Below are 24,271 nucleotides of genomic sequence, written 5' to 3' on the forward strand. Positions count from 1 at the left end.
CTTAGCGCTTCTGCGCAACCAGTTGGATCATGTTGAAATAGGCCCCGGCGCCCGCATCCATAATGGGCACCATCATCTCCTGGGCGATCTCGCATTGCATAAACTCATCCCACGCCTGCTGGCAGGTATCCATCTCACGCACGGTGGTCAGCGCCGCACCGGGCTCTTTTTCCCACAGCGCCTTCCACCAGGAGAGCGGATAGAAATACCACTCTGGGGTCCAGAAAGGCTTAACCACCTCCGGAAGATGCGTTTCGTTGTATTCACCGATAAACCCGGGAACGGCAACCGCAATATGTCCTCCGGGTTTCAGGAAAGGTAGCAGCGTGCCCAGCATGGCATCATTGTTGCCAAAGTATTGATATGCGTCCACGCTCACGATCAGGTCAAAGTAATCATGCGCGAAGGGGATCGCTTTCGTGGCATCAACCCGCAGGGGATAGATTTTTCCGTCCAGGCCCCGTTCGCTGAAACGCGCTGCATTTTCGCCCGGCGTAATCCACAGATCGGCGGCAAAAACCGTGGCGTCATATTTTTCGGCGAGCAGGATAGAAGAGATCCCTTTCCCGCAGCCTAGATCGAGAATGCGCATTCCGGGATCAATCTGCAGTTGAGCAACCAGCTCCTCGGTAAGCCGCATGGCGTTTGGGCCCATCATGGTGTCGAGCAAAAAAGTGCGGTCATAGCTATCTGTGTAAGGTGTATTCATCACTTCTCCTTAGCGATTATCCAGCTGGGCGCGAACGTTGTTCAGCCCGGTGGTGTTGATGCGGTAAGCCTGCCCGTTCACGGATCGGATCAGCTTTTTGGTGCGGAGTTTTTTAAAGACGCTAAGCGTGCAGTCGCTCAATACCAGCCCTTCACGGGTGTAGCACTCAACGGACGTGACGCGACCAGAACTGTCGCGGACGTGCACAATACGTCCACCTTTGGCGAGAACGTGTAAGGTACGTTGTTCCTGACGGGATAAATTCATACTGGAAAACCTGTGTAATCATCATGCGTAAAAACGAGCCCACACCTGCAGGTGCGTGCGTAAGGTTTAAGCGCAGCGATAACCAGTCCGTCCTGATAAGGGCGGGAAACTGATTATCTGATGAAAACATTCTCCAGCATCAAAGCCTCGGTAAGAGATGAAAAGATATTTACGGGGTGAATGATAACGCCTGATTTTTACAGGGGAATAACGGGAGGTTAAAAGTGTGAGGCGGATCGGTCAATCCAAAAGAAAAAACCCCAGGTTAACGAGTAACCTGGGGTTTATATTTGGCGGAAGCGCAGAGATTCGAACTCTGGAACCCTTTCGGGTCGCCGGTTTTCAAGACCGGTGCCTTCAACCGCTCGGCCACACTTCCTAAGTGAGGCGAACTATAAACACCTCACCGCGTACTGTAAAGAGTCGCGGCATTCGTTCGCTGTAAAAATAGTCAAAACGTGTTTAATCGGTTGAACTGACGACACATCGACGATTTTATCAGCACCCGCTTAGTGTTTTTTGATGTACATATCTTTCGTATAGTAGTACCCCAGCTTATCCGGCGTAAATCCTCCCACCCACGGTTTCACCAGGTGCGTACGGACGTAGTGATAAACCGGAATGGCCGGCACATCGCGTCCCAGCAGATCTTCCGCCTGCTGATAGTACTTACCCCGCTCCTCGGCTGTTTTGGCTTTAGCGGCATTCACCAGCGCGCCATCGTAGTCAGGATTGCTGTACTGGCTGGTGTTTTCGCTGTCGCCGGTGCGGAAGTTGTTCAGGAAGGTTGTCGCGTCGTCGTAATCGGCAATCCAGGCGTAGCGCACCGCGTCAAAGTTGTGGGTGTGCATGGTATCCAGCATGGTTTTCCACTCCTGGTTTTGCAGCTTCGCGTCCACGCCGAGGTTTTTCTTCCACATGGAGCTGGCCGCAATCGCGATGCGCTGGTGCGATTCAGAGGTGTTATAGAGCAGGTTGAAGCTGAGAGGATGGCTTTCGTTGTACCCCGCCTCGTTGAGCAGTTTTTTCGCCTCGGCGATGCGCTTGTCCAGCGGCCAGCTGGCGTAATCGGGGTTTTGTAGCTTAACGCTGCCGATATCCGGCTGGCTGATGAGCCACGCCGGGCGCTGCCCCTGGCCTAGCACTTTTCCGGCAATGATGTCTTTATCCAGCGCCATGTTCAGCGCCTTACGCACGCGCGCGTCGTTGAACGGCGGACGGGTGGTATTGAATTCGTAGTAATAGGTCGCAAGCTGAGGTGAAACGTCCAGCTCGCTGCCCAGGGTTTTCTTGAGCTGAGCAAACTGGTTAATCGGCACCGTGTACACAATATCAATTTCGCCCGCTTTATAGCGGTTCACATCCGAGGCCTCAGACGTGATGGGCAGATAGGTGACCTTGTTAATCACGGTGTGCGCGTTGTCCCAGTAGCGCGGGTTACGCTCCGCCACGATGCGTTCGTTGACCACCCACTGCGACAGCTTATATGCCCCACTGCTGACGAAATGTTCCGGCTTGGTCCACTTATCGCCGAAACGGCCAATCAACACTTTATCCACCGGCATCAGCGACGGGTGCGCCAGCATCGCGAGGAATGCCGCGTTTGGCTGCGTAAGCGTCACTTCCAGCGTGGTGTCGTTAATCGCTTTTACGCCCAGCGTATCGGGCGCTTTTTTCCCCTGGGCGATATCGGCCGCGTTGACGATATGCATGTTTCCCGGATAGCTCGCGTACGGCGAAGCGGTTTTCGGGTCGATCAGGCGCTGCCAGCTCCAGACCACATCCTCTGCGGTAATCGCCGTGCCGTCGCTCCAGGTGATGCCCGGACGCAAATGGAACGTCCAGACGGTGTTGTCCTTGTTCTCCCATTTTTCCGCCAGTCGGGGTTGGACTTCTCCGGCCGGGGAAACGCTGACCAGCCCTTCGAATAAATCACTGATAATATTGAATTCGACATCGCTTTCGACTTTATGCGGGTCGAGCGAAGCCGGTTCACTGCCATTGTTTCTGACCAGTTCCTGTTTATCGGCCAGCGCGGTTCCTGCCGGCACGTTAGCCGCCCAGGCTGCCGTGCTGGCGCACAGGATCCCTGCGGTTAATAAAGAGAGCGTAAAGTGCGTGCGTGTTTGTGGTTTCATTTCCTTCGCCTTATAGTCTGTTTTATGACGATCCGGAAATAACTCTTAGCGTTCGAATGGTAATAACGCAATATTTTTCAGTAACCTATAAGAGCTTGATCTGGTAAATTGTCGCAAACCGCTGTTCATACTGGCGAAACGGATTTCTGCAGAAGAAATAACCACCTCCTGAGCTAACGTGCTGAGTAAAGATGGGTAAAACCACTTTGAGACTGGCGTGTCGTTTCCTATTCTTTCCACTAATTACATCTGTCATAAGAGAGTGACTCATGGATCGTATAATTACTTCTTCACGCGACCGCACATCGCTACTCAGTACCCACAAGGTGCTGCGCAATACCTATTTCATGCTCAGCCTGACGCTGGCATTCTCAGCGATCACGGCCACCGCCAGCACCGTGCTCATGCTGCCGTCTCCGGGGCTGATCCTGACGCTGGTGGGTATGTATGGTCTGATGTTCCTGACCTACAAAACGGCTGACAAACCGGTTGGTATTCTGTCAGCGTTTGCCTTCACCGGCTTCCTGGGCTACATCCTGGGGCCGATGCTGAATGCGTATCTGTCTGCCGGAATGGGTGACCTTATCGGTATGGCGCTGGGCGGTACCGCGCTGGTGTTCTTCTGCTGCTCGGCCTACGTGCTGACCACCCGTAAGGACATGTCCTTCCTCGGCGGTATGCTTATGGCGGGCGTTGTCGTGGTGCTGGTGGGCATGGTGGCAAACATCTTCCTGCAGCTGCCTGCCCTGCATCTGGCGATCAGCGCCGTGTTTATACTGATTTCTTCAGGCGCGATCCTGTTTGAAACCAGCAACATCATTCGCGGCGGTGAGACGAACTATATCCGCGCCACCGTAAGTCTGTATGTGTCGCTGTACAACATCTTTGTCAGCCTGCTGAGCATCCTGGGCTTCGCCAGCCGCGATTAAGCTGCAGCGCTGTGAACATGGCCCCGCTTATGCGGGGCTTTGTTTTTTGTTACACTGCTGCGGTTTTTGACTGACGCGTGAATGACTATGTTGAGTTTTGAAGGCAAAGAGATCGAGACCGATAACGACGGTTATCTGAAAGAGAGTGGCCAGTGGAGCGAAGCGCTGGCAGAAGTCATTGCTGAGAAAGAAGGGATTACCCTCTCTCCCGAACACTGGGAAGTGGTGCGTTTTGTCCGCGAGTTCTATCTTGAATTCAACACCTCTCCGGCGATCCGCATGCTGGTCAAGGCGATGGCCAATAAGTTCGGCGAAGAGAAAGGCAACAGCCGCTATCTTTATCGTCTGTTCCCGAAAGGCCCGGCAAAACAGGCAACAAAGATTGCTGGTCTGCCTAAGCCTGTGAAGTGTATTTAATAGCGAATACCGAAGTTAACGTACTCCCGGCCGGGTTGATGCGGTTCCGTTAGCACCTTATCAACCCGCGCGCTGCGCGGCCCACCCGCTTTCAGCCACGCCACCAGCTTGTCGACCTGCTCCGCTTCGCCGCAGGCGACCACCTCAACGCTGCCGTCATCCATGTTTCGCGCGTACCCCGTGAGCCCAAGCTCAATCGCTTCGCGCTGGGTGCTGTAGCGGAACCCGACGCCCTGAACAACGCCGTGAACCCAGGCAATGGTGCAGACTTTTGACATTTTTCTTCTCCTTAACGTAGCGTTTTCGGCAAACAGCCATAGTGCTGCCGGAAACGGGCGGTGAAACGAGAGCTGGAAAGATACCCACATTGTAATGCGATTTCGCCAATTGGTAATCGGGTTGACTGTAGCTGTGACAAAGCAACGGCCATCCTCACCTCCTCCACGATCTGGCGAAAACTCTGCGACTCTTCACGTAAGCGTCTGCGCAGCGTCGGCACGCTTAAGGCCAGACGGCTGGCGACGTCCTGGGTGGTCCAGGCTCTGGCGGGCGACAGCATAATGAACTGCCGCACCTGCTCCGTCAGGTTACTGTTTCGCTCAACAAGCAGCGGTCCCGCCACGCCATCATGCAGCAAGGCCAGCAAAAGGCCAAAAGCCTGATGCTTTTGTAGCGCCTCCGGTAAATCCTGACGCACGGCGTGCAGCAGGTTGTCCCACATAAACGCCAGCCCCTTGCTCAGCGGGGCGCAGAGCGAATGCAGCGTCGTGCGCGGCCAGGACTTCAGGTAATGCGCTTTAAACTCGGCGATAATCTCCGGGGACAACATCAGCAAATCCGAGTGAAACAGACCGTTTACAGGCTGATTGATAATCTCCATCGCCGTATTGGCCGGGATAATGATGAGCTCATCCCGGGTCGCTTCCAGGCGGTTATCATCCTGAACTATCACCTTAGTGCCGTGAGTGATATGACAAATAGCCGGAAAAAACAATTTAACCTGGTGCAGGCGATGCATTTTGCTGGCAGTCACTTCACCCGCCGTAAGATGGTTATGTCGAAAATGAAACTCCTGCACCCTGCCATCCTTATCTGCTGTAGGTTGCTGTTAACTGAGCCTTTGCCAGAACGTGACTATTGAGCATAAAGCCGACCAGCGCGCCGCTGGCATTGTTGTCGACGGGCAGTTTATCCACGTCCAGGGCCCAGACGGTAATCTGATAGCGATGAGGCTTGTCCCCTTCGGGTGGACATGCGCCGCCGAATCCAGAATAGCCGAAATCATTACGCCCCTGCACAACGCCGGCAGGTAATTTCTCGCCGCTCGGGTTACCGGCATCAGCGGGCAGCGTCAGTGTCTTCGCCGGGATATTGGCTACGGTCCAGTGCCACCAGCCGCTGCCGGTGGGCGCATCCGGGTCATATACCGTGACGGCAAAACTTTTCGACCCGGCAGGCGGATTTTCCCATGCCAGCTGTGGAGAAGTATTCCCACCGTGGCAGCCAAACCCCTCGAATACCTGCTGTTGCGCCAGCCGGCGTTTGCCGGAAATATCCTGGCTGGTCATGCTGAAAGGCGTTGTTGCTAAAACCTGAAAACTCATCGCCGCCAGAGCGGCTATTGCTATCACACTGCGCTTTTTCATGGGTGCTCCCTCTGCTGTACCGGAAGCCCCACTGTAAAGCCTGCTGCAACATCGTAATGTGCCTAAGCGATTTGATTTTGTGCCGAAACGCTCAACGGCATCCGCAGATGATTGCGCCTTGCTGAATGTGGTAATCTACGCGCCATTTCCTGAAATCGACAGAACAGCAAATTATGAGTGTACGTTTAGTGTTAGCCAAAGGGCGCGAGAAATCATTACTGCGCCGTCATCCCTGGGTCTTTTCCGGCGCGGTTGCCCGTATGGAAGGTAAAGCCAGCCTCGGTGAAACCATTGATATCGTTGACCATCACGGGAAATGGTTAGCGCGAGGCGCTTACTCGCCAGCGTCCCAGATCCGGGCTCGCGTCTGGACGTTCGATAAAGATGAAACCATCAACATCGACTTCTTCGTCCGCCGCCTGCAGCAGGCGCAGCAGTGGCGCGACTGGCTGGCAAAACGCGACGGGCTGGACAGCTACCGCCTGATTGCCGGTGAGTCCGACGGTCTGCCGGGCGTGACCATCGATCGCTTCGGTAACTTCCTGGTGCTGCAGCTCCTGAGCGCCGGAGCGGAATACCAGCGTGCCGCGCTGATTAGCGCGCTGCAAACGCTGTTCCCGCAGTGCGCCATTTATGACCGCAGCGATGTGGCGGTGCGCAAAAAAGAAGGCATGGAGCTGACGCAAGGCCCGGTCACCGGCGAACTGCCGCCTGCCCTGCTGCCGATTGAAGAGCACGGCATGAAGCTGCTGGTGGATATTCAGGGCGGGCACAAAACGGGTTACTACCTCGACCAGCGCGACAGCCGTCTGGCTACACGTCAGTACGTCGCCGACAAACGCGTTCTGAACTGCTTCTCCTATACCGGCGGCTTTGCCGTTTCGGCACTGATGGGCGGCTGTGCCCAGGTGGTGAGCGTGGACACCTCGCAGGAAGCGCTGGATGTGGCAAAACAGAACGTCGAGCTCAACAAGCTGGATTTGAGCAAAGCGGAGTTTGTACGCGATGACGTCTTCAAGCTGCTGCGTAAATATCGCGACCAGGGCGAGAAATTCGACGTCATCGTGATGGATCCACCTAAGTTTGTGGAAAACAAAAGCCAGCTGATGGGCGCGTGCCGTGGGTATAAAGATATCAACATGCTGGCTATCCAGCTGCTGAACCCGGGCGGAGTTCTGCTCACCTTCTCCTGCTCCGGCCTGATGACCACAGATTTATTTCAGAAAATCATCGCCGACGCCGCAATAGATGCTGGCCGTGATGTACAATTTATAGAGCAGTTCCGTCAGGCAGCCGATCATCCCGTGATTGCTACCTACCCGGAAGGACTGTATCTGAAAGGGTTTGCCTGTCGCGTCATGTAACTTGAAAAGAGAAATATTGCCCGCACATAACGTGTAAGTCGTATTTCCCGGGAGGTGACTATGATTGCCAGCAAATTCGGTATCGGCCAGCAGGTCCGCCACACTTTGCTAGGGTATTTGGGTGTGGTCGTGGATATCGACCCGGAGTATTCCCTTGATGAACCGTCAGCAGACGAGCTGGCGGTCAACGCAGAGCTTCGCGCCGCGCCCTGGTACCATGTGGTGATGGAAGGTGATGATGGACAACCCGTTCACACCTATCTGGCCGAAGCGCAGCTGAGTAGCGAGCTGCAGGAAGAGCATCCGGAGCAACCCACAATGGATGAGCTTGCTCAGACTATCCGCAAACAGTTACAGGCCCCGCGCCTGCGGAATTAAGCGTGTAAAAAAGCCCGATAAACGGGCTTTTTTTTACTTCGCCAGCCCCAGACGGGGAATGTCGATCGCCGGACAGCGGTCCATGACGACGTTCAACCCCGCATCCCGCGCCAGCACGGCGGCCTGCTCGTTAATCACGCCCAGCTGCATCCAAAGCGTTTTCGCGCCGACGGCAATAGCGTCCTGCGCCACTTCCCACGCCGCCTCGGAATTACGGAAGACATCGACCATATCAATTTTTTCCGGCACGTCAGCGAGCGTGGCATACCCCTGCTGCCCCAGCAAGGTTTTCCCCGCCACTTTTGGCGAGACCGGGATGACGTGATAACCCTGATCGAGAAGGTATTTCATCACCCGATAGCTTGGACGATCGGGTTTATCGCTCGCGCCCACCAGCGCAATGGTCCGCGTGGATGTCAGAATCTCGGCAATATCGTTCTCTTTCATGGTTTTTCTCCTGGCTTTTTTAAAAGTGTACGCCAAACCGCACATCTCAACCATCCATCCCATACAGATGCATGAGGGCAAAACGGTGAAATATGTCTATATGTTAGTAAACGTGATTCTCGAAAAATCTAGATACATTAATGCGGCGACAGGATTTCTGACGGGAGCCTTCTATGAAAACCGGTATTGCCACTGCTCTGATTGCGTTAGTGATGCCGGTCTGCGTTTTTGCTACCACGCTCCGACTCTCTACCGATATTGACCTCCTGGTCCTGGACGGGAAAAAGGTCTCCAGTTCGTTATTGCGGGGAGCAGACAGCATCGAGTTAGATAACGGACCGCATCAGTTGGTCTTCCGGGTAGAAAAATCGATCGGTCTGGCTAATCACGAGCAAAGGATGTACATCTCCCCGCCGCTGATCGTCAGCTTTAATACCCGGCAAATCAGTCAGGTGAATATCACCCTACCCCGCCTTGAAACGGAGAAGGAATCTGCGGCCTTCGACGCGTCACCCCGCATTGAACTGCTGGACGGGGATGCGATGCCGATTCCGGTGAAGCTGGATATTCTGGCGCTGACGACATCACCGAAAGGCCCGGATTACGAGGCCGCGACCCAGACCTATAACAAAGCGGGTAAACGCGCCTCGCTTCCGCAGTTTGCCACCATGATGGCGGACGACAGTACGCTGCTATCCGGCGTCTCTGAACTGGACGTTATTCCTCCCCAGTCCCAGACTCTGACGGAACAGCGCCTTAAATTCTGGTTCCAGCAGGCCGATCCCGACACGCGGGCCCGGTTTTTACAGTGGGCAAAACAACAACCTTCATCATAAGCCACATTTTTTACGCCTTTCTCTTGCAGCGTCAGACGGTTCCCGTCATCGTGTAGGCAGTTAACCTGATGGATATGATTATGGAACTGACAACACGCACGCTGCCTGAACGCAAACACATTGCTCTGGTGGCGCACGATCACTGTAAACAAATGCTGCTTAACTGGGTTCGCCGCCATCAGTCTTCGCTGGAGAAGCACGCCCTGTCGGCGACCGGCACAACCGGTAACCTGATCCAGCGCGAAACGGGTCTGCAGGTGAACGCCATGCTGAGCGGCCCGATGGGCGGCGATCAGCAGGTCGGCGCGCAGATTTCCGAAGGGAAAATTGATGTGCTGATCTTCTTCTGGGACCCGCTGAACGCGGTTCCGCACGATCCGGATGTTAAAGCGCTGCTGCGTCTGGCGACGGTATGGAATATTCCGGTGGCGACGAACCTGTCCACGGCGGATTTCATCATCGAATCGCCGCAGTTTAACTCACCGGTGGATATCCTTATTCCGGACTATGAGCGTTATCTTTCCGAAAGGTTGAAGTAGCTTTTTTGCCGGGTGGCGGCTACGCCTTACCCGGCCTACAAAATCTTGCCAGACATCGTTATGGTTTACGCGCTACCGGCACATCAATACTCTTCAGGATATCGACAAACACGGATGGCTCCTCTTTATTGAACAGCAGCCACACGCGATGCCGCGCGCGGGTGATGGCCACATACAGCAAACGCCGCTCTTCGGCATCCGGGAAGTCTTCCGGCACCGGCAGTAAGGCCTCTTCCATTACCGACTCGCGGGCCGGGGCCGGGAAACCATCGCTGCCCTCTTTCAGCCCCACCACAATCACATAATCAGCCTGCTGCCCTTTGCTGGCGTGAATGGTCATAAATTCAAGCTGCAGCTTCGGCCAGCGGGTAGCGGCTTTTTCCAGCGCCGCAGGTTTAAGGTGATGGTAGCGCGCCAGTACCAGAATACGTTCTTCGGGCTTTGCATAGCCGCTGAGCTTGTCCAGCAGGGGCTCCAGCTGGTCATCCGTCAGCAGGGTGACGGCTTTTTTATCCCCCGGCCGCAGGCTATTGAGCGGCTTAGCCAGCTGATGCGGGTTCTGCTGGATAAAGCGGTTGGCGATCTCGCCAATTCGTGAATTGAAGCGGTAGGTGGTATCCAGATCGCTGCGGTCGCCTTCGCCAAAATAGTGGTGGAACGCGGTCGTCAGGGAGAGCTGCGCCCCGCTGAAGCGATAGATGGCCTGCCAGTCGTCCCCCACCGCAAACAGCGACGTATGTTTATTTTGCGCCCGCAGCGCCGAGAGCAGTGCAGCACGCTGCGGTGAGATGTCCTGGAACTCATCCACCAGAATATGTTTCCACGGGCTGACAAAACGTCCCTTCTCAAGAATGATGATGGCCTGATGGATCAAACCGGAGAAATCGACGGCATTTTCCTCTTTCAGCGCGGTTTTCCAGGCTTTCAGCAGCGGAGCCATCAGCTTGACCCGTTTCGAAAACAGATCGCGGATCGCCTCCGGCGCGCTTTCAATCATCTCTGCCTGCGTTCCACCGTGCATTCGCATCAGGCTGACCCAGCGGTCAAGCCGCGAACCCAGCCGACGCGCCAGTTTGTCATCCTGCCAGAAGCTGCCCTCTGGCACCTCCCAGTTGAGCTCCTCCTCCAGCCACTGACGCCACCCTTTCGCCTGTGCTTTTTTCTCACTGCACTGCTGGCGCCACGTTTTGATGAACAGCGCCTGACGCGCCTGCGCGTCGTTTTCCAGCTTACTGACGGAAGGCACTTTTTTACTGCCCTGCTGAATAATATGCAGCGCAAGGGCATGGAAGGTTCTGGCCGTGATGTCCCGGGTGTGCAGGCGCTCCTGGATGCGTTCGTCCATCTCCTGGGCAGCCTTGCGGCCAAAAGCCAGAAGCAGTATTTGATCGGCTACCGCTTCCCCGGTCGTCAGCAGCCAGCCGGCACGCGCCACCAGCACCGACGTTTTACCGCTACCGGCCCCCGCCAGCACCAGCAGCGACTGCTCGCCGTTGACCACCGCGCGCGCCTGGGCAGGATTGAGCGGTGAAGACTCCACCGTACTGAAAAAGTCGGCGTATTGGGTGAGCATGGCGTCTGTCCAGGCCTGGTTATGGGCGAGACGGCTTTTATCCTTATCATTCAGCCAGGCCTGACACTGGCGCCAGGCGTCGCGACAGTTGTCAAACTCGTCGAGACGCGTCACGGAGAGCGGCAGCGCCGAAAGTGCCTGGCGGATCTTTTGCTGCAGCCCGGCGGTCTGCTGACGGGTCAGCCACGCGTGTTGCGCGTTGCTTTGCGCGATATCGTCCAGCACCTGCTGGAGCACCTGGGCGGCAATCACGCTCATATCCTGGCTCCACTGCTGCCAGAGCGCGTTCAGGTGATGATGGAAACGCTGGGTTTCCGCCCACTCGGTGCCGTGAAGACGCACGACTTTATCGTCAGGCAGAACGAACTCCAGCTCGCCCCACACCAGTCCGCGTTTGCAGTGGATAGCCAGAAGCTGATTAAACGGAATAAGGTATTCGTGGCGTTCCCCGGAGACTTTCACCCCGGCATTAAGGAGAACAACCCTGTCGTACGGGTGTTGCGCCAGGCGTTTGCCTAACGACGTTGCTTTCAGTTCCATGTTCCGCCAAATCCACGAAGAGATAATTTACCTGACAGTTTAACTGCCAGTTTTAAGGTGCTCCAGCCTAAAAAAACGTTACAATCATTGGGCGTTAATTTTATCGAAAGGAAGTGAGGGTTTATGCGTACCGTTCTGAATGTGTTGAATTTTGTGCTGGGCGGTTTTGCCACCACCCTTTCCTGGCTTTTTGCCACGCTGGTGAGCATCGTCCTGATTTTCACGCTTCCCCTGACCCGTTCCTGCTGGGAAATCACAAAACTCTCCTTCATCCCCTACGGGAATGAAGCCATCCACGTTGACGAGCTGAATCCGGAGAGCAAAAACGCCCTGATGAATACGGGTGGAACCCTGCTGAACATTCTGTGGCTGATTTTCTTCGGCTGGTGGCTGTGCATCATGCATATTTTTGCCGGAATTGCACAGTGCATCACGATTATTGGTATTCCGGTGGGGATCGCGAACTTTAAGATCGCCGCCATCGCCCTTTGGCCCGTTGGTCGCAGGGTTGTTCCGGTAGAAGTGGCCCAGGCGGCGCGTGAAGCAAACGCGCGTCGTCGTTTTCAGTAAATAAGGACTGGCCGCGTTTATGCTAAGCCCACTGCTTCGCCGTTATACCTGGAACAGCACCTGGCTTTACAACGTCAGGATATTTATCGCGCTTTGCGGCACGGTTGCCCTGCCCTGGTGGCTAAATGATGTCAAGCTCACCATTCCGCTCACGCTGGGGGTGGTGGCCGGGGCGCTGGCGGACCTGGACGATCGTCTGGCCGGGCGTTTACGCAACCTGGTCATTACGCTTGTCTGCTTTTTCATTGCGTCAGCGTCCGTTGAGCTGCTTTTCCCGTGGCCATGGCTGTTTGCCCTGGGCCTCACGCTCTCAACCAGCGGGTTTATTTTGCTGGGCGGTCTTGGGCAGCGCTATGCCACCATCGCTTTTGGCGCATTGCTGATCGCTATCTACACCATGCTGGGCGTTTCCCTGTATGACCAGTGGTACCAGCAGCCGGTTCTGCTGTTGCTGGGCGCTATCTGGTATAACCTGCTGACGCTAACCGGTCATCTGATCTTCCCGGTTCGCCCTCTGCAGGATAACCTTGCCCGCAGCTTTGAGCAGCTAGCCCACTATCTGGAACTGAAATCCCGGCTGTTCGACCCGGATATCGAGGAAGAAAGCCAGGCGCCGCTCTACGATCTGGCGCTGGCAAACGGCCAGCTGGTCGCCACCCTTAACCAGACGAAAGCCTCTCTGCTTACCCGCCTGCGCGGCGATCGCGGCCAGCGCGGAACCCGAAGGACCTTACACTACTACTTTGCAGCCCAGGACATTCATGAACGCGCCAGCTCTTCGCACGTTCAGTATGCAGCCCTGCGCGAGAAGTTCCGCTACAGCGACGTCATGTTCCGCTTCCAGCGCCTGCTGTCTATGCAGTCCCAGGCGTGCCAGCAGCTCTCGCGCTCCATTCTGCTGCGCACGCCCTATCAGCATGATCCCCGCTTTGAACGCGTATTCAGCCATCTGGATGCGGCGCTCGACCGCGTTCAGGCCAGCGGAACGTCACCGGAGCACATCAAAGCGCTGGGCTTTCTGCTGAACAACCTGCGGGCGATTGATGCTCAGCTGGCGACAATTGAGTCCGAACAGGCGATGGCGCTGCCGGGCAGTGAGGTGGAAAACCAGCTTGCTGATGACAGCGTGCACAGCGTTAGCGATATGTGGCTACGTCTGAGCCGCAACTTTACGCCGGAGTCGGCTCTCTTTCGCCACGCGGTGAGAATGTCGCTTGTCCTGTGCGTGGGTTATGCCTTTATACAGATAACCGGGCTGCACCACGGCTACTGGATCCTGTTGACCAGCCTGTTCGTCTGCCAGCCGAACTATAACGCTACCCGACACCGTCTAGCGCTGCGTATTATCGGCACGCTGGTTGGCGTCGCGATCGGCCTTCCGGTGCTCTATTTTGTGCCCTCCGTTGAAGGTCAATTGATCCTGATCGTGATCACCGGCGTGCTGTTCTTCGCGTTTCGCAACGTGCAGTATGCCCACGCTACCATGTTCATCACGCTGCTGGTGCTGCTCTGCTTTAACCTGCTGGGTGAGGGGTTTGAAGTCGCCCTGCCCCGCGTGATCGATACCCTGATTGGCTGCGCGATAGCCTGGGCCGCGGTCAGCTTTATCTGGCCGGACTGGCGTTTTCGCAATTTGCCGCGCGTGGTAGACAGGGCGATGAACGCCAACTGTCGATACCTTGACGCTATCCTGGAGCAGTACCACCAGGGGCGCGATAACCGCCTGGCTTACCGGATAGCACGTCGCGACGCGCACAACAGTGATGCAGAACTGGCCTCCGTTGTTTCTAACATGTCAACGGAGCCTCACGCCACGGCGGAGATCCGTGAGACCGCGTTCCGCCTGCTCTGCCTGAACCATACGTTCACCAGCTATATTTCGACGCTGGGTGCCCACCGTGAGAAACTCACCAACCCGGGTATTCTCAACCTGCTCGATGACGCCGTCTGCTATGTTGACGACGCGCTTCATCACCGACCGGCCGATGAGCCGCGCGTTCAACTGGCGCTGGATGAACTGGCTCAACGCATTGCGCATCTTGACCCGGGAAACGACAGCAAAGCGCCGCTGGTTCTTCAGCAGATAGGCCTGCTTATCGCTCTGCTGCCTGAAATTTGCCGGCTGCAACAGCAAATCGCTACCTGGAGGAGTGATTCTCCTGTGGCTCAGGCAGCGCATTAAACCACTCCGTCAGCTCCCGGCGAATGCCTGCCGGGAGTGCCGCCTCATGCAGTCCCACAATGGCCCCCTCCAGCGCGAAGAGCACTTTAATACTCAGCGCTTTGTTTTTTGCCCGCATCTTCAGCCAGCTTTCCCTCGCACCCAGCGCCCGCAGCGTCTCTTCATTAGTGATACCCGCTTCGAAGAGCAACACTTCCAGCTGAAAAGTGAGGTTTGGTAGATCTTTAAGACGGTTTCGCTGATGCCGCTGATAACGCTCTTTCCTTGCCGCATTGAGCGCGAATGAGGAGAGCTTTAGCAGACGCTCCCTGTCCTGCCACAGCCCGTCGTCTACACGATAGTAGTTGAGTAGCACAGGGCGACCCCGCTTCATCAGCGTCAAAAATGAAGAGGCATTCTTTACACAGTATTTCGCACTCTCCTCACAGGCCCGAAGATAAAGCTCGCCATCAGACACCATGGCAAAAACCGCATCATCCACCGCCAGGGTATAGCCGCCAAACAGCGCGCGATGGTGTATTTCGCCCAGCGGCGAGAGGTATTCCTGGGATTTATAAATCCGTTCATAAGATATCTTTTTCATGATATTTCCCTTCAAAATCATAAAGTAACAACGAAATTTCTTACTAGCGGATCCGTTAGCAGGAAAATAGGCAACTTAGCGCCGTTGAGCAAGATGATTTTTCGAGGGGCATCAAGATTGAATCAATTTTGCGAGTCGCTTTCCGAAAATGAGGTTGATCTTTATGCATACAGGGGTTACTGTATATCCATACAGTAACTACAGGGCTGGAATGAATATGCACACTTCAGGCTATGCAAATCGCTCAACCTCTCTCTCTTCTACCGCAGGCAATGTCGCGCAGAATTCCGTCGAGCGTGTTTCCACGGGGCTAATCAGTGAAGTGGTTTATCGTGAAGACCAGCCCCTGTTGACGCAACTTCTGCTGTTGCCGTTATTGCAACAGCTTGGTCAGCAATCGCGCTGGCAGCTTTGGCTCACGCCGCAGCAAAAATTGAGCCGCGAGTGGGTTCAGTCCGCAGGCCTTCCGCTCACCAAGGTTATGCAAATTAATCAGCTCTCGCCTTGCGATACCGTTGAGTCGATGATCCGCGCGTTACGCACCGGAAATTACAGCGTGGTGATTGGATGGTTATCGGAAGAGTTGACGGAAGAAGAACATTTCCGTCTAACTGAAGCAGCGGAAGAAGGGAATGCGATCGGCTTCATTATGCGTCCGGTTCGATCGGATTCTTACCGCAAAGGACAACATTCAGGGCTAAAAATTCACTCGAATTTGTATCATTGAGTGAAATTAAGATTTTTCCTGGAATTTTTTTTGACCCCAAGATGCGGTTTTAGTTCCCGGCCTCAAAATTGCGGCAAGGCTTGTCTGGTGCGGTTCTCCTTAATTTTATTGCACAAAATTCGTTCATAAAATGTTAAATAATAGGTATACGGAACTTTTTTTTTCATATGCCTGACGGACTTCACACTTGTAAGTTTTCAGCTACGTTGTAGACTTTACATCGCCAGGGGTGCTCGGCCTAAGCCGAAGATATCGGTAGATTTATATTTGACCACGCCCCCCGGTGAAGGATTTAACCGTGATTCTCTCTTGAGACTTTCATGGCGAATTTTGGATGATAACGAGGCGCAAAAAATGAAAAAGACAGCTATCGCGATTGCAGTGGCACTGGCTGGCTTCGCTACCGTAGCGCAGGCCGCTCCGAAAGATAATACCTGGTATGCAGGTGGTAAACTGGGCTGGTCTCAGTTCCATGACACCGGCTGGTACGACAGCGCAAACAACAATGATGGCCCTACTCACGAGAGCCAGCTTGGTGCAGGTGCGTTCGGTGGCTATCAGGTTAACCCGTATGTTGGTTTTGAAATGGGTTACGACTGGTTAGGTCGTATGCCATACAAAGGCGACACCGTAAACGGCGCTTTCAAAGCACAGGGCGTTCAGCTGACCGCTAAACTGGGTTACCCAGTAACTGACGATCTGGACGTGTACACCCGTCTGGGCGGCATGGTATGGCGCGCTGACTCCAGCAACAGCCGTGCTGGCGACGATCATGACACCGGTGTTTCCCCAGTATTCGCTGGTGGCGTTGAGTGGGCTATGACCCGTGACATCGCTACCCGTCTGGAATACCAGTGGGTTAACAACATCGGCGACGGCAACACCGTTGGTGTTCGTCCAGACAACGGCATGCTGAGCGTAGGTGTTTCCTACCGTTTCGGCCAGCAGGAAGATGCAGCACCAGTTGTTGCTCCAGCGCCGGCTCCAGCTCCAGAAGTACAGACCAAGCACTTCACTCTGAAGTCTGACGTTCTGTTCAACTTCAACAAAGCGACTCTGAAACCAGAAGGTCAGCAGGCACTGGATCAGCTGTACACCCAGCTGAGCAACCTGGATCCTAAAGACGGTTCTGTCGTGGTTCTGGGCTTCACCGACCGTATCGGTTCTGACGCTTACAACCAGAAACTGTCTGAGAAACGTGCTCAGTCTGTTGTTGATTACCTGATCTCTAAAGGTATCCCAGCTAACAAGATCTCCCCACGTGGTATGGGCGAATCTAACCCAGTTACTGGCAACACCTGTGACAACGTGAAAGCTCGCGCTGCACTGATCGACTGCCTGGCTCCAGATCGTCGCGTTGAGATCGAAGTTAAAGGCATCAAAGACGTTGTAACTCAGCCAGCGGCATAAGTTATCGTCTTATAAAAAAACCCCGCCATGCGGGGTTTTTTATTGTCCTAAGAAAAGAAAAATCTATTTTTTACCCAACAGAGCCTGAAGGTCATTCTTCAGCGTCGACATCTGGTTGGCGTATTTCTCTTTGTGTTCGGCATCCTCAATCAACTGCACGATGGTTTCCGAAAGCGTTTTGCCCCGTCGTTGCGCCAGCCCAGCGAGGCGTTGCCAGACAACGAACTCCAGATCGATTGATTTTTTGCGAGTGTGCTGATGCTCAGCATTAAAATGCCGTTTGCGTCGCGCGCGGATAGTTTGCTTCATCCGGTTTAACAACGCGGGATTGATGTGTTTCTCAATCCAGCCGTTAACCTGTACCGGTTCATTTTCGAGGGTCAGCAAAATATCCACGGCTTCTTGCGCAGCGCTGGCTTCGATGTAGCAGGTGATCAGCTCCCCTTCTCGGTGCTTTTTGACCAGGTACTTCCATTTCCAGCCGCTTTCGAGATTTTCCAGTTGTTGATATTTCATTGCGATCTCAGTGTTACCACGTAACTCTGTTCAGAATATCAGTTTTTTAGCAATCTGCTGAAAAGAAATCATATCCTGTGAGTGAATGCAGCCAATCGTCCTCTCGAAATCCCCAATCCTGCTTGGGTACAGCCCCCCGCTTACGGTATACTCCACGCTTTTACATCTGACTAAAAAACATCAACTTTGACCATTACGAAACTTGCATGGCGTGACCTTGTTCCGGATACCGAAAGTTTCCAGGAACTGTTTGCACAGCCCGAACTCGCAAAAGAACACGAATTCATCCTTAGCGATACGCAGCCTCGCTTGCATTATGCGCTTGAGCAGGTGTTAAGCCCGTGGGCAACAGCGCCCTTCATGCTGCTCAAGGCCCCGGAAGAAGCGGAATACCTGACGCTGCTCGGAGATGCCGTGCGCCAGCTGAAGCCGGAAGCTAACGCAGTTTTTGGCGGCCAGTATCGTATTGCGGGACATGATGTCACTTTCGAACCGGCGGCGCAGGCCGATGGCCGTTTTGCCGCTAAGGGCGAGGTGATCACCGCTAACTGGGTTGAGGCGGAACAACTCTTTGGTTGTCTGCGCCAGTTTAACGGCGAACTTTCGCTGCAGCCGGGGCTGGTACATCGCGCAAATGGCGGCGTTCTGATCATCTCATTGCGTACCCTGCTCTCGCAGCCACTGTTGTGGATGCGTCTGAAAACCATCGTGCACCAGCAGCGTTTCGACTGGGTCGGCTACGATGAGTCTCGTCCCCTGCCCGTCTCTGTTCCGTCTATGCCGCTGTCGCTGACCGTCGTGCTGACGGGTGACCGTGAATCGCTAGCGGACTTCCAGGAAATGGAGCCGGAGCTCGCTGAGCAGGCGGTGTATAGCGAATACGAAGACAACATCCAGATTGCTGACGCCGACGATATGGCGCAGTGGTGCCAGTGGGTGATGGCCGTTGCTGAGCGTTTTGCGCTGCCAACCCCTGCGGCTGACGCGTGGCCGGGCTTAATCCGCGAAGCGGTGCGCTACACCGGAGACCAGGAAACGCTGCCGCTTTGCCCGCTCTGGATCGGCAAACAGCTGCGTGAAGTGGGTGCGATCAGCGGTAACGGGGCATTTACCGGAGAACAGCTCACTCAGATGCTGGCTCAGCGTGAGTGGCGTGAAGGCTATCTTGCTGACCGTATGCAGGATGAAATTCTGCTCGAACAAATTCTGGTAGAAACTGAAGGCGAGCGCGTCGGGCAGATCAACGCCCTGTCGGTGATTGAATTTCCCGGCCATCCGCGCGCATTCGGGGAACCGTCTCGTATCAGCTGCGTTGTGCACATTGGCGATGGCGAGTTTACCGATATCGAACGGAAAGCCGAGCTGGGCGGCAACATTCACGCGAAAGGCATGATGATCATGCAGGCGTTTTTGATGTCAGAGCTGCAGCTTGAGCAACAGATACCCTTCTCCGCCTCGCTGACGTTTGAGCAGTCCTACAGCGAAGTGGATGGTGATAGCGCCTCTATGGCCGAACTGTGCGCCTTAATCAGCGCCCTGGCGGAAGTGCCCATCAATCAGAACATCGCGATCACCGGTTCGGTGGACCAGTTTGGTCGTGCTCAGCCAGTGGGAGGTCTCAACGAAAAAATTGAAGGCTTCTTCTCTATCTGTCAGCAGCGCGGTTTAAACGGCAAACAGGGTGTGATTATTCCTGCTCCCAACGCACGCCATTTGAGCCTCAGTCAGGACATTCTTGATGCGGTTGAGCAAGAGCAATTCGCTATCTGGGCCATCGAAGGGATTGAGGATGCGCTACCCTTACTGACAAATCTGGTTTGGGATGGCGAAGGGCAAACCACCCTGATGCAGACTATCCAGGAGCGCATAGCTCAGGCGACACAGCAGGATGCTCGTCATCGTTATCCATGGCCGTTACGCTGGCTGGGCTGGTTTAGTTCGAACTGATCGGACTTGTTCAGCGTACACGTGTTAGCTATCCTGCGTCCTTCACTAAAATAAGGCTTACTGAGAACATGGTAGATAAACGCGAATCCTATACAAAAGAAGATCTTCTTGCCTCTGGTCGCGGCGAACTGTTTGGCGCAAAAGGCCCACAGTTACCGGCCCCTAACATGCTGATGATGGACCGTGTCGTGAAAATGACCGAAACCGGCGGCAACTTCGATAAGGGTTACGTAGAAGCAGAACTCGATATCAACCCGGACCTGTGGTTCTTCGGTTGCCACTTTATTGGCGATCCGGTAATGCCTGGCTGTCTGGGCCTGGATGCCATGTGGCAGCTGGTTGGTTTCTATCTGGGCTGGCTGGGCGGAGAAGGTAAAGGCCGCGCGCTGGGCGTGGGCGAAGTCAAATTCACTGGCCAGGTTCTGCCTACAGCGAAGAAAGTGACCTATCGTATTCACTTCAAGCGCATCGTTAACCGCCGCCTGATTATGGGCCTGGCGGATGGCGAAGTGCTGGTAGACGGCCGTCTGATCTATAGCGCAAGCGACCTGAAAGTTGGCCTGTTCCAGGACACTTCCGCGTTCTGATTGTACTTTTCGTACCTCCAGAAAGGCGAAACCTCCGCATTGCGGAGGTTTCTTTTTTGAAAGAGACGTTATCAGGCTATGAGTGCCCTGTCGCCGATGGCTTCTCGCCAGCCTCCAAGCCATTGTGACCTTTGATTAATCGTCTGATAAGGACACATTTCTTTAGAACGTCCAGCGATGCCGGCCTGATAACCACGTTGATGAGCCCGTTCTAGGCGATCTCGTTTCTGTCTCTTCATGCCTCGTTTCCCTCATTCTTTTGTCTGGTGGAAAGAAAACAGTGTCTGCACTAGATGCACAGGCACAGATAACGAATACCCCGAATTAGTCGCAGCGTCAATGTTCAAAATTCATACGGGTGTCATATTTGTGAGCTACCTGGAAGTTCATTTGTACAAAAATTGTGACGTGGCACAAGTAACAATCTGAAGTGAAAACGAAAAAAAAACCGCAATCAGCGAAAGGCCAACTGCGGTTTTTGATGATGAATTTTACTTATGGCAGCCGGGAAATTTCTCTCGCGATGCTGGCCGACTCCTGTGCCCAACCCTGAGCCAGGACTTTCACCATTTCATCATAGCCATCTTTCTGCTGCTTCAGCTCCAGATGGAAAGGACGCTTAATCAGCTGACCCTGATGGTTCAGCAGCCACTCCCCGCTGATCACCACCGCACCGTCGTAACGGCCGTGGAAGCCCGTTACCGTGACGTTCAGCGTATCCTGGTCGTTACCCAGCGGCTGCGATGCGACAACCCAACCGGGAAGCTGGCTGCCCAGATTGGCCACCAGGGTGTTGCGCAGCTGCTGATCCAGCGGGCTGGCCCACAGGTTGTTTGTCGCAATCACGTATTTAACGTCGCTGGTCTGATAGACCACGCCATTTCCAGCCAGATAATCCGGCACCGCAACCTGCTCAACCCACAGCTGACGGTTTCCCTGGGTGGCCGTGCTTTGCCCACCGCTGTGGGTAGCCACAGGCAGCTGATAGTAGCTTTTATTATCTACCCCTGAACTGCACGCCGTTAACAGCAGAGCGCCAACCATCAATAGCCACTTTTTCATTCTTTTGCCCTCTTCGGCTCAGGATCCTTTTTATCTTTCGCTTCGAACACCAGCGCGTTGCTCTTCTCGTTGAGCGTTTTCAGCACCGGCTGCAGTTCACGCAAGACCTGATCAAGACGCTGCATATCTGCCACCATCTTGTTGTAGGCCGCTGAACCCGGCTGGAAGCCCTGCATACTGCGGTTCAGCTCACGCAACGTTTTCTGCATATCCTGCGGCAGCTGCTGCATGCTCTGGCTCGCCGTGATCTTGTTGATGTTATCCAGCGTGGTTTGCAGACGACGCATCGTTGCCTGGCTTTCGCTCAGAGAGTTCGTCGCCGCTTCAATCATCGGATTCAGTGGCAGATTGTTGATCTTATCCAGCGTCTCCATCAGACGCTGCTGGATCTGCGCCAGACCGCTGCTCACCGTTGGGATGATCTTATAGCCACCGAATTCACGAATACCGGTAATCGGCGGCGCTTTCGGGTAGAAGTCCATATCCACATACAGCGCACCCGTCACCAGGTTACCCGTTTTCAGCGACCCGCGCAGACCACGGTTCATCAGTTCGTTAATATGCGCCGCGATATCCTGGTTCTCGCCAATCTGGTTCAACAGACGCTCCGGCTCAATGCGGATCAGCACCGGAATACGATAATCATCGTCCAGCATCTGGCTCAGGCCCGGAACAAAGAATGGAACTTGTCCAACCGTACCAAGACGAATACCGCGGAACTCAACGGGCGCGCCCGGCTGAAGACCGCGGACGGAATCTTTGAAGAACATCAGGAAGTCAATGTGATCGGTATAGAGCGCGTCCTGAATGCTTCGCTGATCGTCAAAGAGTCTGAACGCCGTTTTCTCCGCAACCGGCTGCCCGAGATCCTGCCCTTCCGGCACATCAAAGCTCACCCCGCCGCCAAACAGCGTGGTTAAGGAGCCCATTTCTACGCGCATCCCCGCCGAGGTAAGATCCACCGCGATCCCGCTGTCCTTCCAGAAGCGAACGTTGCTGGTCACCAGACGATCGTTTGGCGCATTGATGAACAGCTGATAGCTGATGGTACGCTTTTGCGCATCGAAGGTGCTGGTTTCAACGGAACCGACGCGGTAGCCGCGGAACAGTACCGGGTCACCCGCCGTAAGCTGGCCCGCTTTTTTACTGTCGAGGATCACGCGGATACCCTTGGCATCAGGCGGCGCTAGCGGCGGTGAATCAAGAAGCTGGTATTTTCCCGGCTGGCTACCCTTCGTGCCGGGCTGCAGTTCAATATAGGCCCCGGAGAGCAGCGTCCCTAAGCCGCTGATCCCTTCGCGCCCCACCTGCGGTTTAACCACCCAGAAAACGGAATCGCCATGCAGCAGTTTTTCCATGCCGGCATTAAGGCGCGCCTTAATCTCCACATGGGTTAAATCGTCGGTCAGGGTTGCGCTTTCGACCACGCCCACGTCCACGCTACGGCTTTTGATGGTCGTTTTACCGCCCTCAATCCCCTCGGCATTGGTGGTTATCAGCGTGACTTCCGGTCCCTGATGGCTGTAATGATAAAACAGGATCCATGCACCGATCAGCGCGGTCACGATGGGGAAAATCCACACCGGCGACCAGTTTTTGACCTTCTGCACTTTCGCCTCTCCACTCTTATTTTCCATGCTCTTACTCTTCCTCATGGCTTGATTCAGGCTCACGATCCCACGATAAACGAGGGTCGAAGGTCATGGCCGCAAACATGGTCATAATCACAACCAGTGCAAACATTAAAGCCCCCATCGCGGGATAAATACTCATCAAACCGCCCATCCGCACCAGTGCAGAGAGAACGGCGATGACAAACACGTCAATCATTGACCAGCGTCCGACAAACTCGACCACTTCATAAATCAGGTGCATGCGTTCGCTGTCGCGTTTTCCATGACCTTTCGCATCCCAGCAGAGCCAGGCAATGGCGATCATTTTTAAAGTTGGCACCATAATACTGGCGATAAAAATTACCCCGGCGACCGGATAAGAACCCTCGCCCCAGAGCAATATCACCCCGGCGAGGATCGTCGAGGGCATTTTGTCGCCGAGTAAATCGGTGATCATGATCGGCAGAATATTGGCCGGCAGATACAGCATGATGGACGTGACCAGCAGCGCCATCGTCCACTGCAGGCTATTTTTACGGCGTACGTGACCTTTCGTTTCGCAGCGCGGACAAACGTCGAGATCGGCGGGTAGCACGGCGGTGCAGCATGGGCAAGAACGCAGCCCCTGACGAATACCGGGCACGCCGACCTTCACCGTCTGCGCCAGCGTCGGTGCCGGGGCGATGTCATCCCACGCCCAGCGCCTGTCCACGCACTGGAATGCGCGCAGCTGCAGGACACAGTAAAGGCACCACGGAATAAAGCTGCTGCCAATCCCCACATCGCCGTACGCCATCAGCTTAACGAAACTGACCAGAATGCCCGCCAGAAAGATCTCGGCCATGCCCCAGCTTTTGAGCTGAAAAAGGATACGCGCGAGCCGGATTTTCAGCGATGCCGGCATCCTGACGCGGTTGACCAGCAAAAGGATAACGACCAGGCAAAAAGCCGGGACTATCTGGACAAACAGGAGAAAAAAGGTGCCGAGGCTGGCGTAATCTTCCGAAAACATTACGCCCGGAATTTCAAGCAAATCAACCTGACTGGTTATCCCCCCCACCTTCATATAGATAAAGGGGAAGAGATTTGAGAGTAGCAGCATGAACAATGCTGCCAGGGCGTAAGCAGTGGGACGCTGCCGCGGCGCGTCCCACTCGGTTGTCAACGTCGCACCGCAACGTGGACACAGGGCTTTATGTCCGTGACCAAGCTCTGGCAACGCCACGAGCATATCGCATTGCGAGCATAAAATATGCCTGTCGGCATGGTGCTGGTCACACATATGTTATCC

26 protein-coding genes and 1 tRNA gene are annotated in these 24,271 nt (G+C 54.7%); 12 read left to right on the forward strand and 15 right to left on the reverse strand.

Annotated features, from left to right (window positions below; translation table 11 throughout):
* Position 1: 1 nt before the first annotated feature.
* The 4 genes from N037_RS02730 to N037_RS02745 all read right to left on the reverse strand — a co-directional run bounded on the left by N037_RS02730 (position 2) and on the right by N037_RS02745 (position 3,114).
* The gene (locus N037_RS02730) at positions 2 to 709 is read right to left on the reverse strand and encodes an SAM-dependent methyltransferase (RefSeq protein ID WP_032638784.1); all 708 of its coding nucleotides are present in this window, start codon (positions 707 to 709) and stop codon (positions 2 to 4) included.
* Positions 710 to 718: 9 nt separating this feature from the next.
* Positions 719 to 976 (reverse strand): YjhX family toxin, encoded by a 258-nt coding sequence (locus tag N037_RS02735; RefSeq protein WP_032638786.1) that lies wholly within the window; start codon positions 974 to 976, stop codon positions 719 to 721.
* Between the two features lie 291 nt (positions 977 to 1,267).
* Positions 1,268 to 1,355, reverse strand: a tRNA-Ser gene (locus N037_RS02740).
* Between the two features lie 130 nt (positions 1,356 to 1,485).
* On the reverse strand, positions 1,486 to 3,114 hold the full coding sequence (locus N037_RS02745; RefSeq protein ID WP_032638788.1) for an ABC transporter substrate-binding protein: 1,629 nt from the start codon (positions 3,112 to 3,114) through the stop codon (positions 1,486 to 1,488).
* Between the two features lie 269 nt (positions 3,115 to 3,383).
* On the opposite strand from N037_RS02745, the gene yccA reads away from it, so the two are divergent.
* Both yccA and tusE read left to right on the forward strand, forming a co-directional pair.
* Complete coding sequence (yccA, locus tag N037_RS02750) at positions 3,384 to 4,043, forward strand: FtsH protease modulator YccA (RefSeq protein ID WP_023335168.1); 660 nt, start codon at positions 3,384 to 3,386, stop codon at positions 4,041 to 4,043.
* 87 nt (positions 4,044 to 4,130) lie between these two features.
* Positions 4,131 to 4,460, forward strand: a complete 330-nt coding sequence (gene tusE, locus N037_RS02755; protein ID WP_014883264.1) for a sulfurtransferase TusE — start codon at positions 4,131 to 4,133, stop codon at positions 4,458 to 4,460.
* Here tusE and yccX read toward each other — a convergent pair.
* Genes yccX through N037_RS02770 form a run of 3 tightly spaced genes read right to left on the reverse strand, consistent with a single transcriptional unit; the run spans position 4,457 to position 6,106 of the window.
* Complete coding sequence (yccX, locus tag N037_RS02760; protein WP_008499914.1) at positions 4,457 to 4,738, reverse strand: acylphosphatase; 282 nt, start codon at positions 4,736 to 4,738, stop codon at positions 4,457 to 4,459. The genes tusE and yccX overlap by 4 nt on opposite strands.
* A gap of 11 nt (positions 4,739 to 4,749) precedes the next feature.
* Entirely contained in the window at positions 4,750 to 5,538 is a 789-nt protein-coding gene (locus N037_RS02765; RefSeq protein ID WP_032638789.1) for an AraC family transcriptional regulator, read from the reverse strand.
* Between the two features lie 10 nt (positions 5,539 to 5,548).
* Positions 5,549 to 6,106 carry a kinase inhibitor gene (locus tag N037_RS02770; protein WP_023335164.1) on the reverse strand — a complete coding sequence of 186 codons (558 nt, stop codon included), beginning with the start codon at positions 6,104 to 6,106 and terminating at the stop codon, positions 5,549 to 5,551.
* Positions 6,107 to 6,279: 173 nt separating this feature from the next.
* On the opposite strand from N037_RS02770, the gene rlmI reads away from it, so the two are divergent.
* Together rlmI and hspQ are read left to right on the forward strand one after the other, a co-directional pair.
* The gene (rlmI, locus tag N037_RS02775) at positions 6,280 to 7,470 is read left to right on the forward strand and encodes a 23S rRNA (cytosine(1962)-C(5))-methyltransferase RlmI (RefSeq protein WP_032638791.1); all 1,191 of its coding nucleotides are present in this window, start codon (positions 6,280 to 6,282) and stop codon (positions 7,468 to 7,470) included.
* Between the two features lie 60 nt (positions 7,471 to 7,530).
* Positions 7,531 to 7,848, forward strand: coding sequence for a heat shock protein HspQ (gene hspQ / locus N037_RS02780; RefSeq protein WP_008499919.1), 318 nt, complete (start codon positions 7,531 to 7,533; stop codon positions 7,846 to 7,848).
* Between the two features lie 33 nt (positions 7,849 to 7,881).
* Here hspQ and N037_RS02785 read toward each other — a convergent pair whose 3' ends face one another.
* Complete coding sequence (locus N037_RS02785) at positions 7,882 to 8,295, reverse strand: CoA-binding protein (protein WP_008499920.1); 414 nt, start codon at positions 8,293 to 8,295, stop codon at positions 7,882 to 7,884.
* 173 nt (positions 8,296 to 8,468) lie between these two features.
* Between N037_RS02785 and csgI the strand changes: the two genes are divergently transcribed.
* Both csgI and mgsA read left to right on the forward strand, forming a co-directional pair.
* A complete protein-coding gene (gene csgI / locus N037_RS02790; RefSeq protein WP_032638793.1) occupies positions 8,469 to 9,131 on the forward strand; it encodes a curli synthesis inhibitor in 663 nt (220 codons plus the stop codon).
* Between the two features lie 80 nt (positions 9,132 to 9,211).
* Positions 9,212 to 9,670 (forward strand): methylglyoxal synthase, encoded by a 459-nt coding sequence (mgsA, locus tag N037_RS02795; protein WP_023335161.1) that lies wholly within the window; start codon positions 9,212 to 9,214, stop codon positions 9,668 to 9,670.
* Between the two features lie 58 nt (positions 9,671 to 9,728).
* On the opposite strand, the gene helD is transcribed toward mgsA, so the two are convergent.
* Positions 9,729 to 11,783, reverse strand: coding sequence for a DNA helicase IV (gene helD, locus N037_RS02800; protein ID WP_032638795.1), 2,055 nt, complete (start codon positions 11,781 to 11,783; stop codon positions 9,729 to 9,731).
* Positions 11,784 to 11,906: 123 nt separating this feature from the next.
* Between helD and N037_RS02805 the strand changes: the two genes are divergently transcribed.
* Positions 11,907 to 12,353 (forward strand): YccF domain-containing protein, encoded by a 447-nt coding sequence (locus N037_RS02805; RefSeq protein WP_023335159.1) that lies wholly within the window; start codon positions 11,907 to 11,909, stop codon positions 12,351 to 12,353.
* A 19-nt stretch (positions 12,354 to 12,372) separates the two neighbouring features.
* The gene (gene yccS, locus N037_RS02810) at positions 12,373 to 14,535 is read left to right on the forward strand and encodes a YccS family putative transporter (RefSeq protein WP_023335158.1); all 2,163 of its coding nucleotides are present in this window, start codon (positions 12,373 to 12,375) and stop codon (positions 14,533 to 14,535) included.
* Here the strand turns inward: yccS and N037_RS02815 are convergent.
* Positions 14,492 to 15,118: a TfoX/Sxy family DNA transformation protein gene (locus N037_RS02815; RefSeq protein WP_023335157.1), complete on the reverse strand. Its 627-nt coding sequence runs from the start codon at positions 15,116 to 15,118 to the stop codon at positions 14,492 to 14,494. The two genes, yccS and N037_RS02815, sit on opposite strands and share 44 nt — an antisense overlap.
* Before the next feature lie 217 nt (positions 15,119 to 15,335).
* Here N037_RS02815 and sulA point away from each other — a divergent pair, with 217 nt between their 5' ends.
* A complete protein-coding gene (sulA, locus tag N037_RS02820; RefSeq protein WP_032638797.1) occupies positions 15,336 to 15,845 on the forward strand; it encodes an SOS-induced cell division inhibitor SulA in 510 nt (169 codons plus the stop codon).
* A gap of 354 nt (positions 15,846 to 16,199) precedes the next feature.
* Complete coding sequence (gene ompA / locus N037_RS02825; protein WP_023335155.1) at positions 16,200 to 17,255, forward strand: porin OmpA; 1,056 nt, start codon at positions 16,200 to 16,202, stop codon at positions 17,253 to 17,255.
* Positions 17,256 to 17,318: 63 nt separating this feature from the next.
* Here ompA and matP read toward each other — a convergent pair whose 3' ends face one another.
* Positions 17,319 to 17,771: a macrodomain Ter protein MatP gene (gene matP, locus N037_RS02830; RefSeq protein WP_008499929.1), complete on the reverse strand. Its 453-nt coding sequence runs from the start codon at positions 17,769 to 17,771 to the stop codon at positions 17,319 to 17,321.
* Positions 17,772 to 17,957: 186 nt separating this feature from the next.
* Between matP and N037_RS02835 the strand changes: the two genes are divergently transcribed.
* On the forward strand, positions 17,958 to 19,718 hold the full coding sequence (locus N037_RS02835; protein ID WP_032638801.1) for an AAA family ATPase: 1,761 nt from the start codon (positions 17,958 to 17,960) through the stop codon (positions 19,716 to 19,718).
* A gap of 68 nt (positions 19,719 to 19,786) precedes the next feature.
* Complete coding sequence (fabA, locus tag N037_RS02840; protein ID WP_008499931.1) at positions 19,787 to 20,305, forward strand: 3-hydroxyacyl-[acyl-carrier-protein] dehydratase FabA; 519 nt, start codon at positions 19,787 to 19,789, stop codon at positions 20,303 to 20,305.
* Positions 20,306 to 20,376: 71 nt separating this feature from the next.
* Here fabA and rmf read toward each other — a convergent pair whose 3' ends face one another.
* The 4 genes from rmf to pqiA form a co-directional block, all read right to left on the reverse strand.
* Positions 20,377 to 20,544, reverse strand: a complete 168-nt coding sequence (gene rmf / locus N037_RS23425; RefSeq protein WP_013097261.1) for a ribosome modulation factor — start codon at positions 20,542 to 20,544, stop codon at positions 20,377 to 20,379.
* Positions 20,545 to 20,800: 256 nt separating this feature from the next.
* Positions 20,801 to 21,367 carry a membrane integrity-associated transporter subunit PqiC gene (pqiC, locus tag N037_RS02845; RefSeq protein WP_023335153.1) on the reverse strand — a complete coding sequence of 189 codons (567 nt, stop codon included), beginning with the start codon at positions 21,365 to 21,367 and terminating at the stop codon, positions 20,801 to 20,803.
* Positions 21,364 to 23,004: an intermembrane transport protein PqiB gene (gene pqiB / locus N037_RS02850; protein WP_023311025.1), complete on the reverse strand. Its 1,641-nt coding sequence runs from the start codon at positions 23,002 to 23,004 to the stop codon at positions 21,364 to 21,366. The genes pqiC and pqiB overlap by 4 nt, the downstream gene beginning before the upstream one ends.
* 4 nt (positions 23,005 to 23,008) lie before the next feature.
* The gene (gene pqiA, locus N037_RS02855; protein WP_023335152.1) at positions 23,009 to 24,262 is read right to left on the reverse strand and encodes a membrane integrity-associated transporter subunit PqiA; all 1,254 of its coding nucleotides are present in this window, start codon (positions 24,260 to 24,262) and stop codon (positions 23,009 to 23,011) included.
* Between the last annotated feature and the right edge of the window lie 9 nt (positions 24,263 to 24,271).

The organism is Enterobacter sp. EGD-HP1 (assembly GCF_000733275.2).
GTDB lineage: Bacteria > Pseudomonadota > Gammaproteobacteria > Enterobacterales > Enterobacteriaceae > Enterobacter.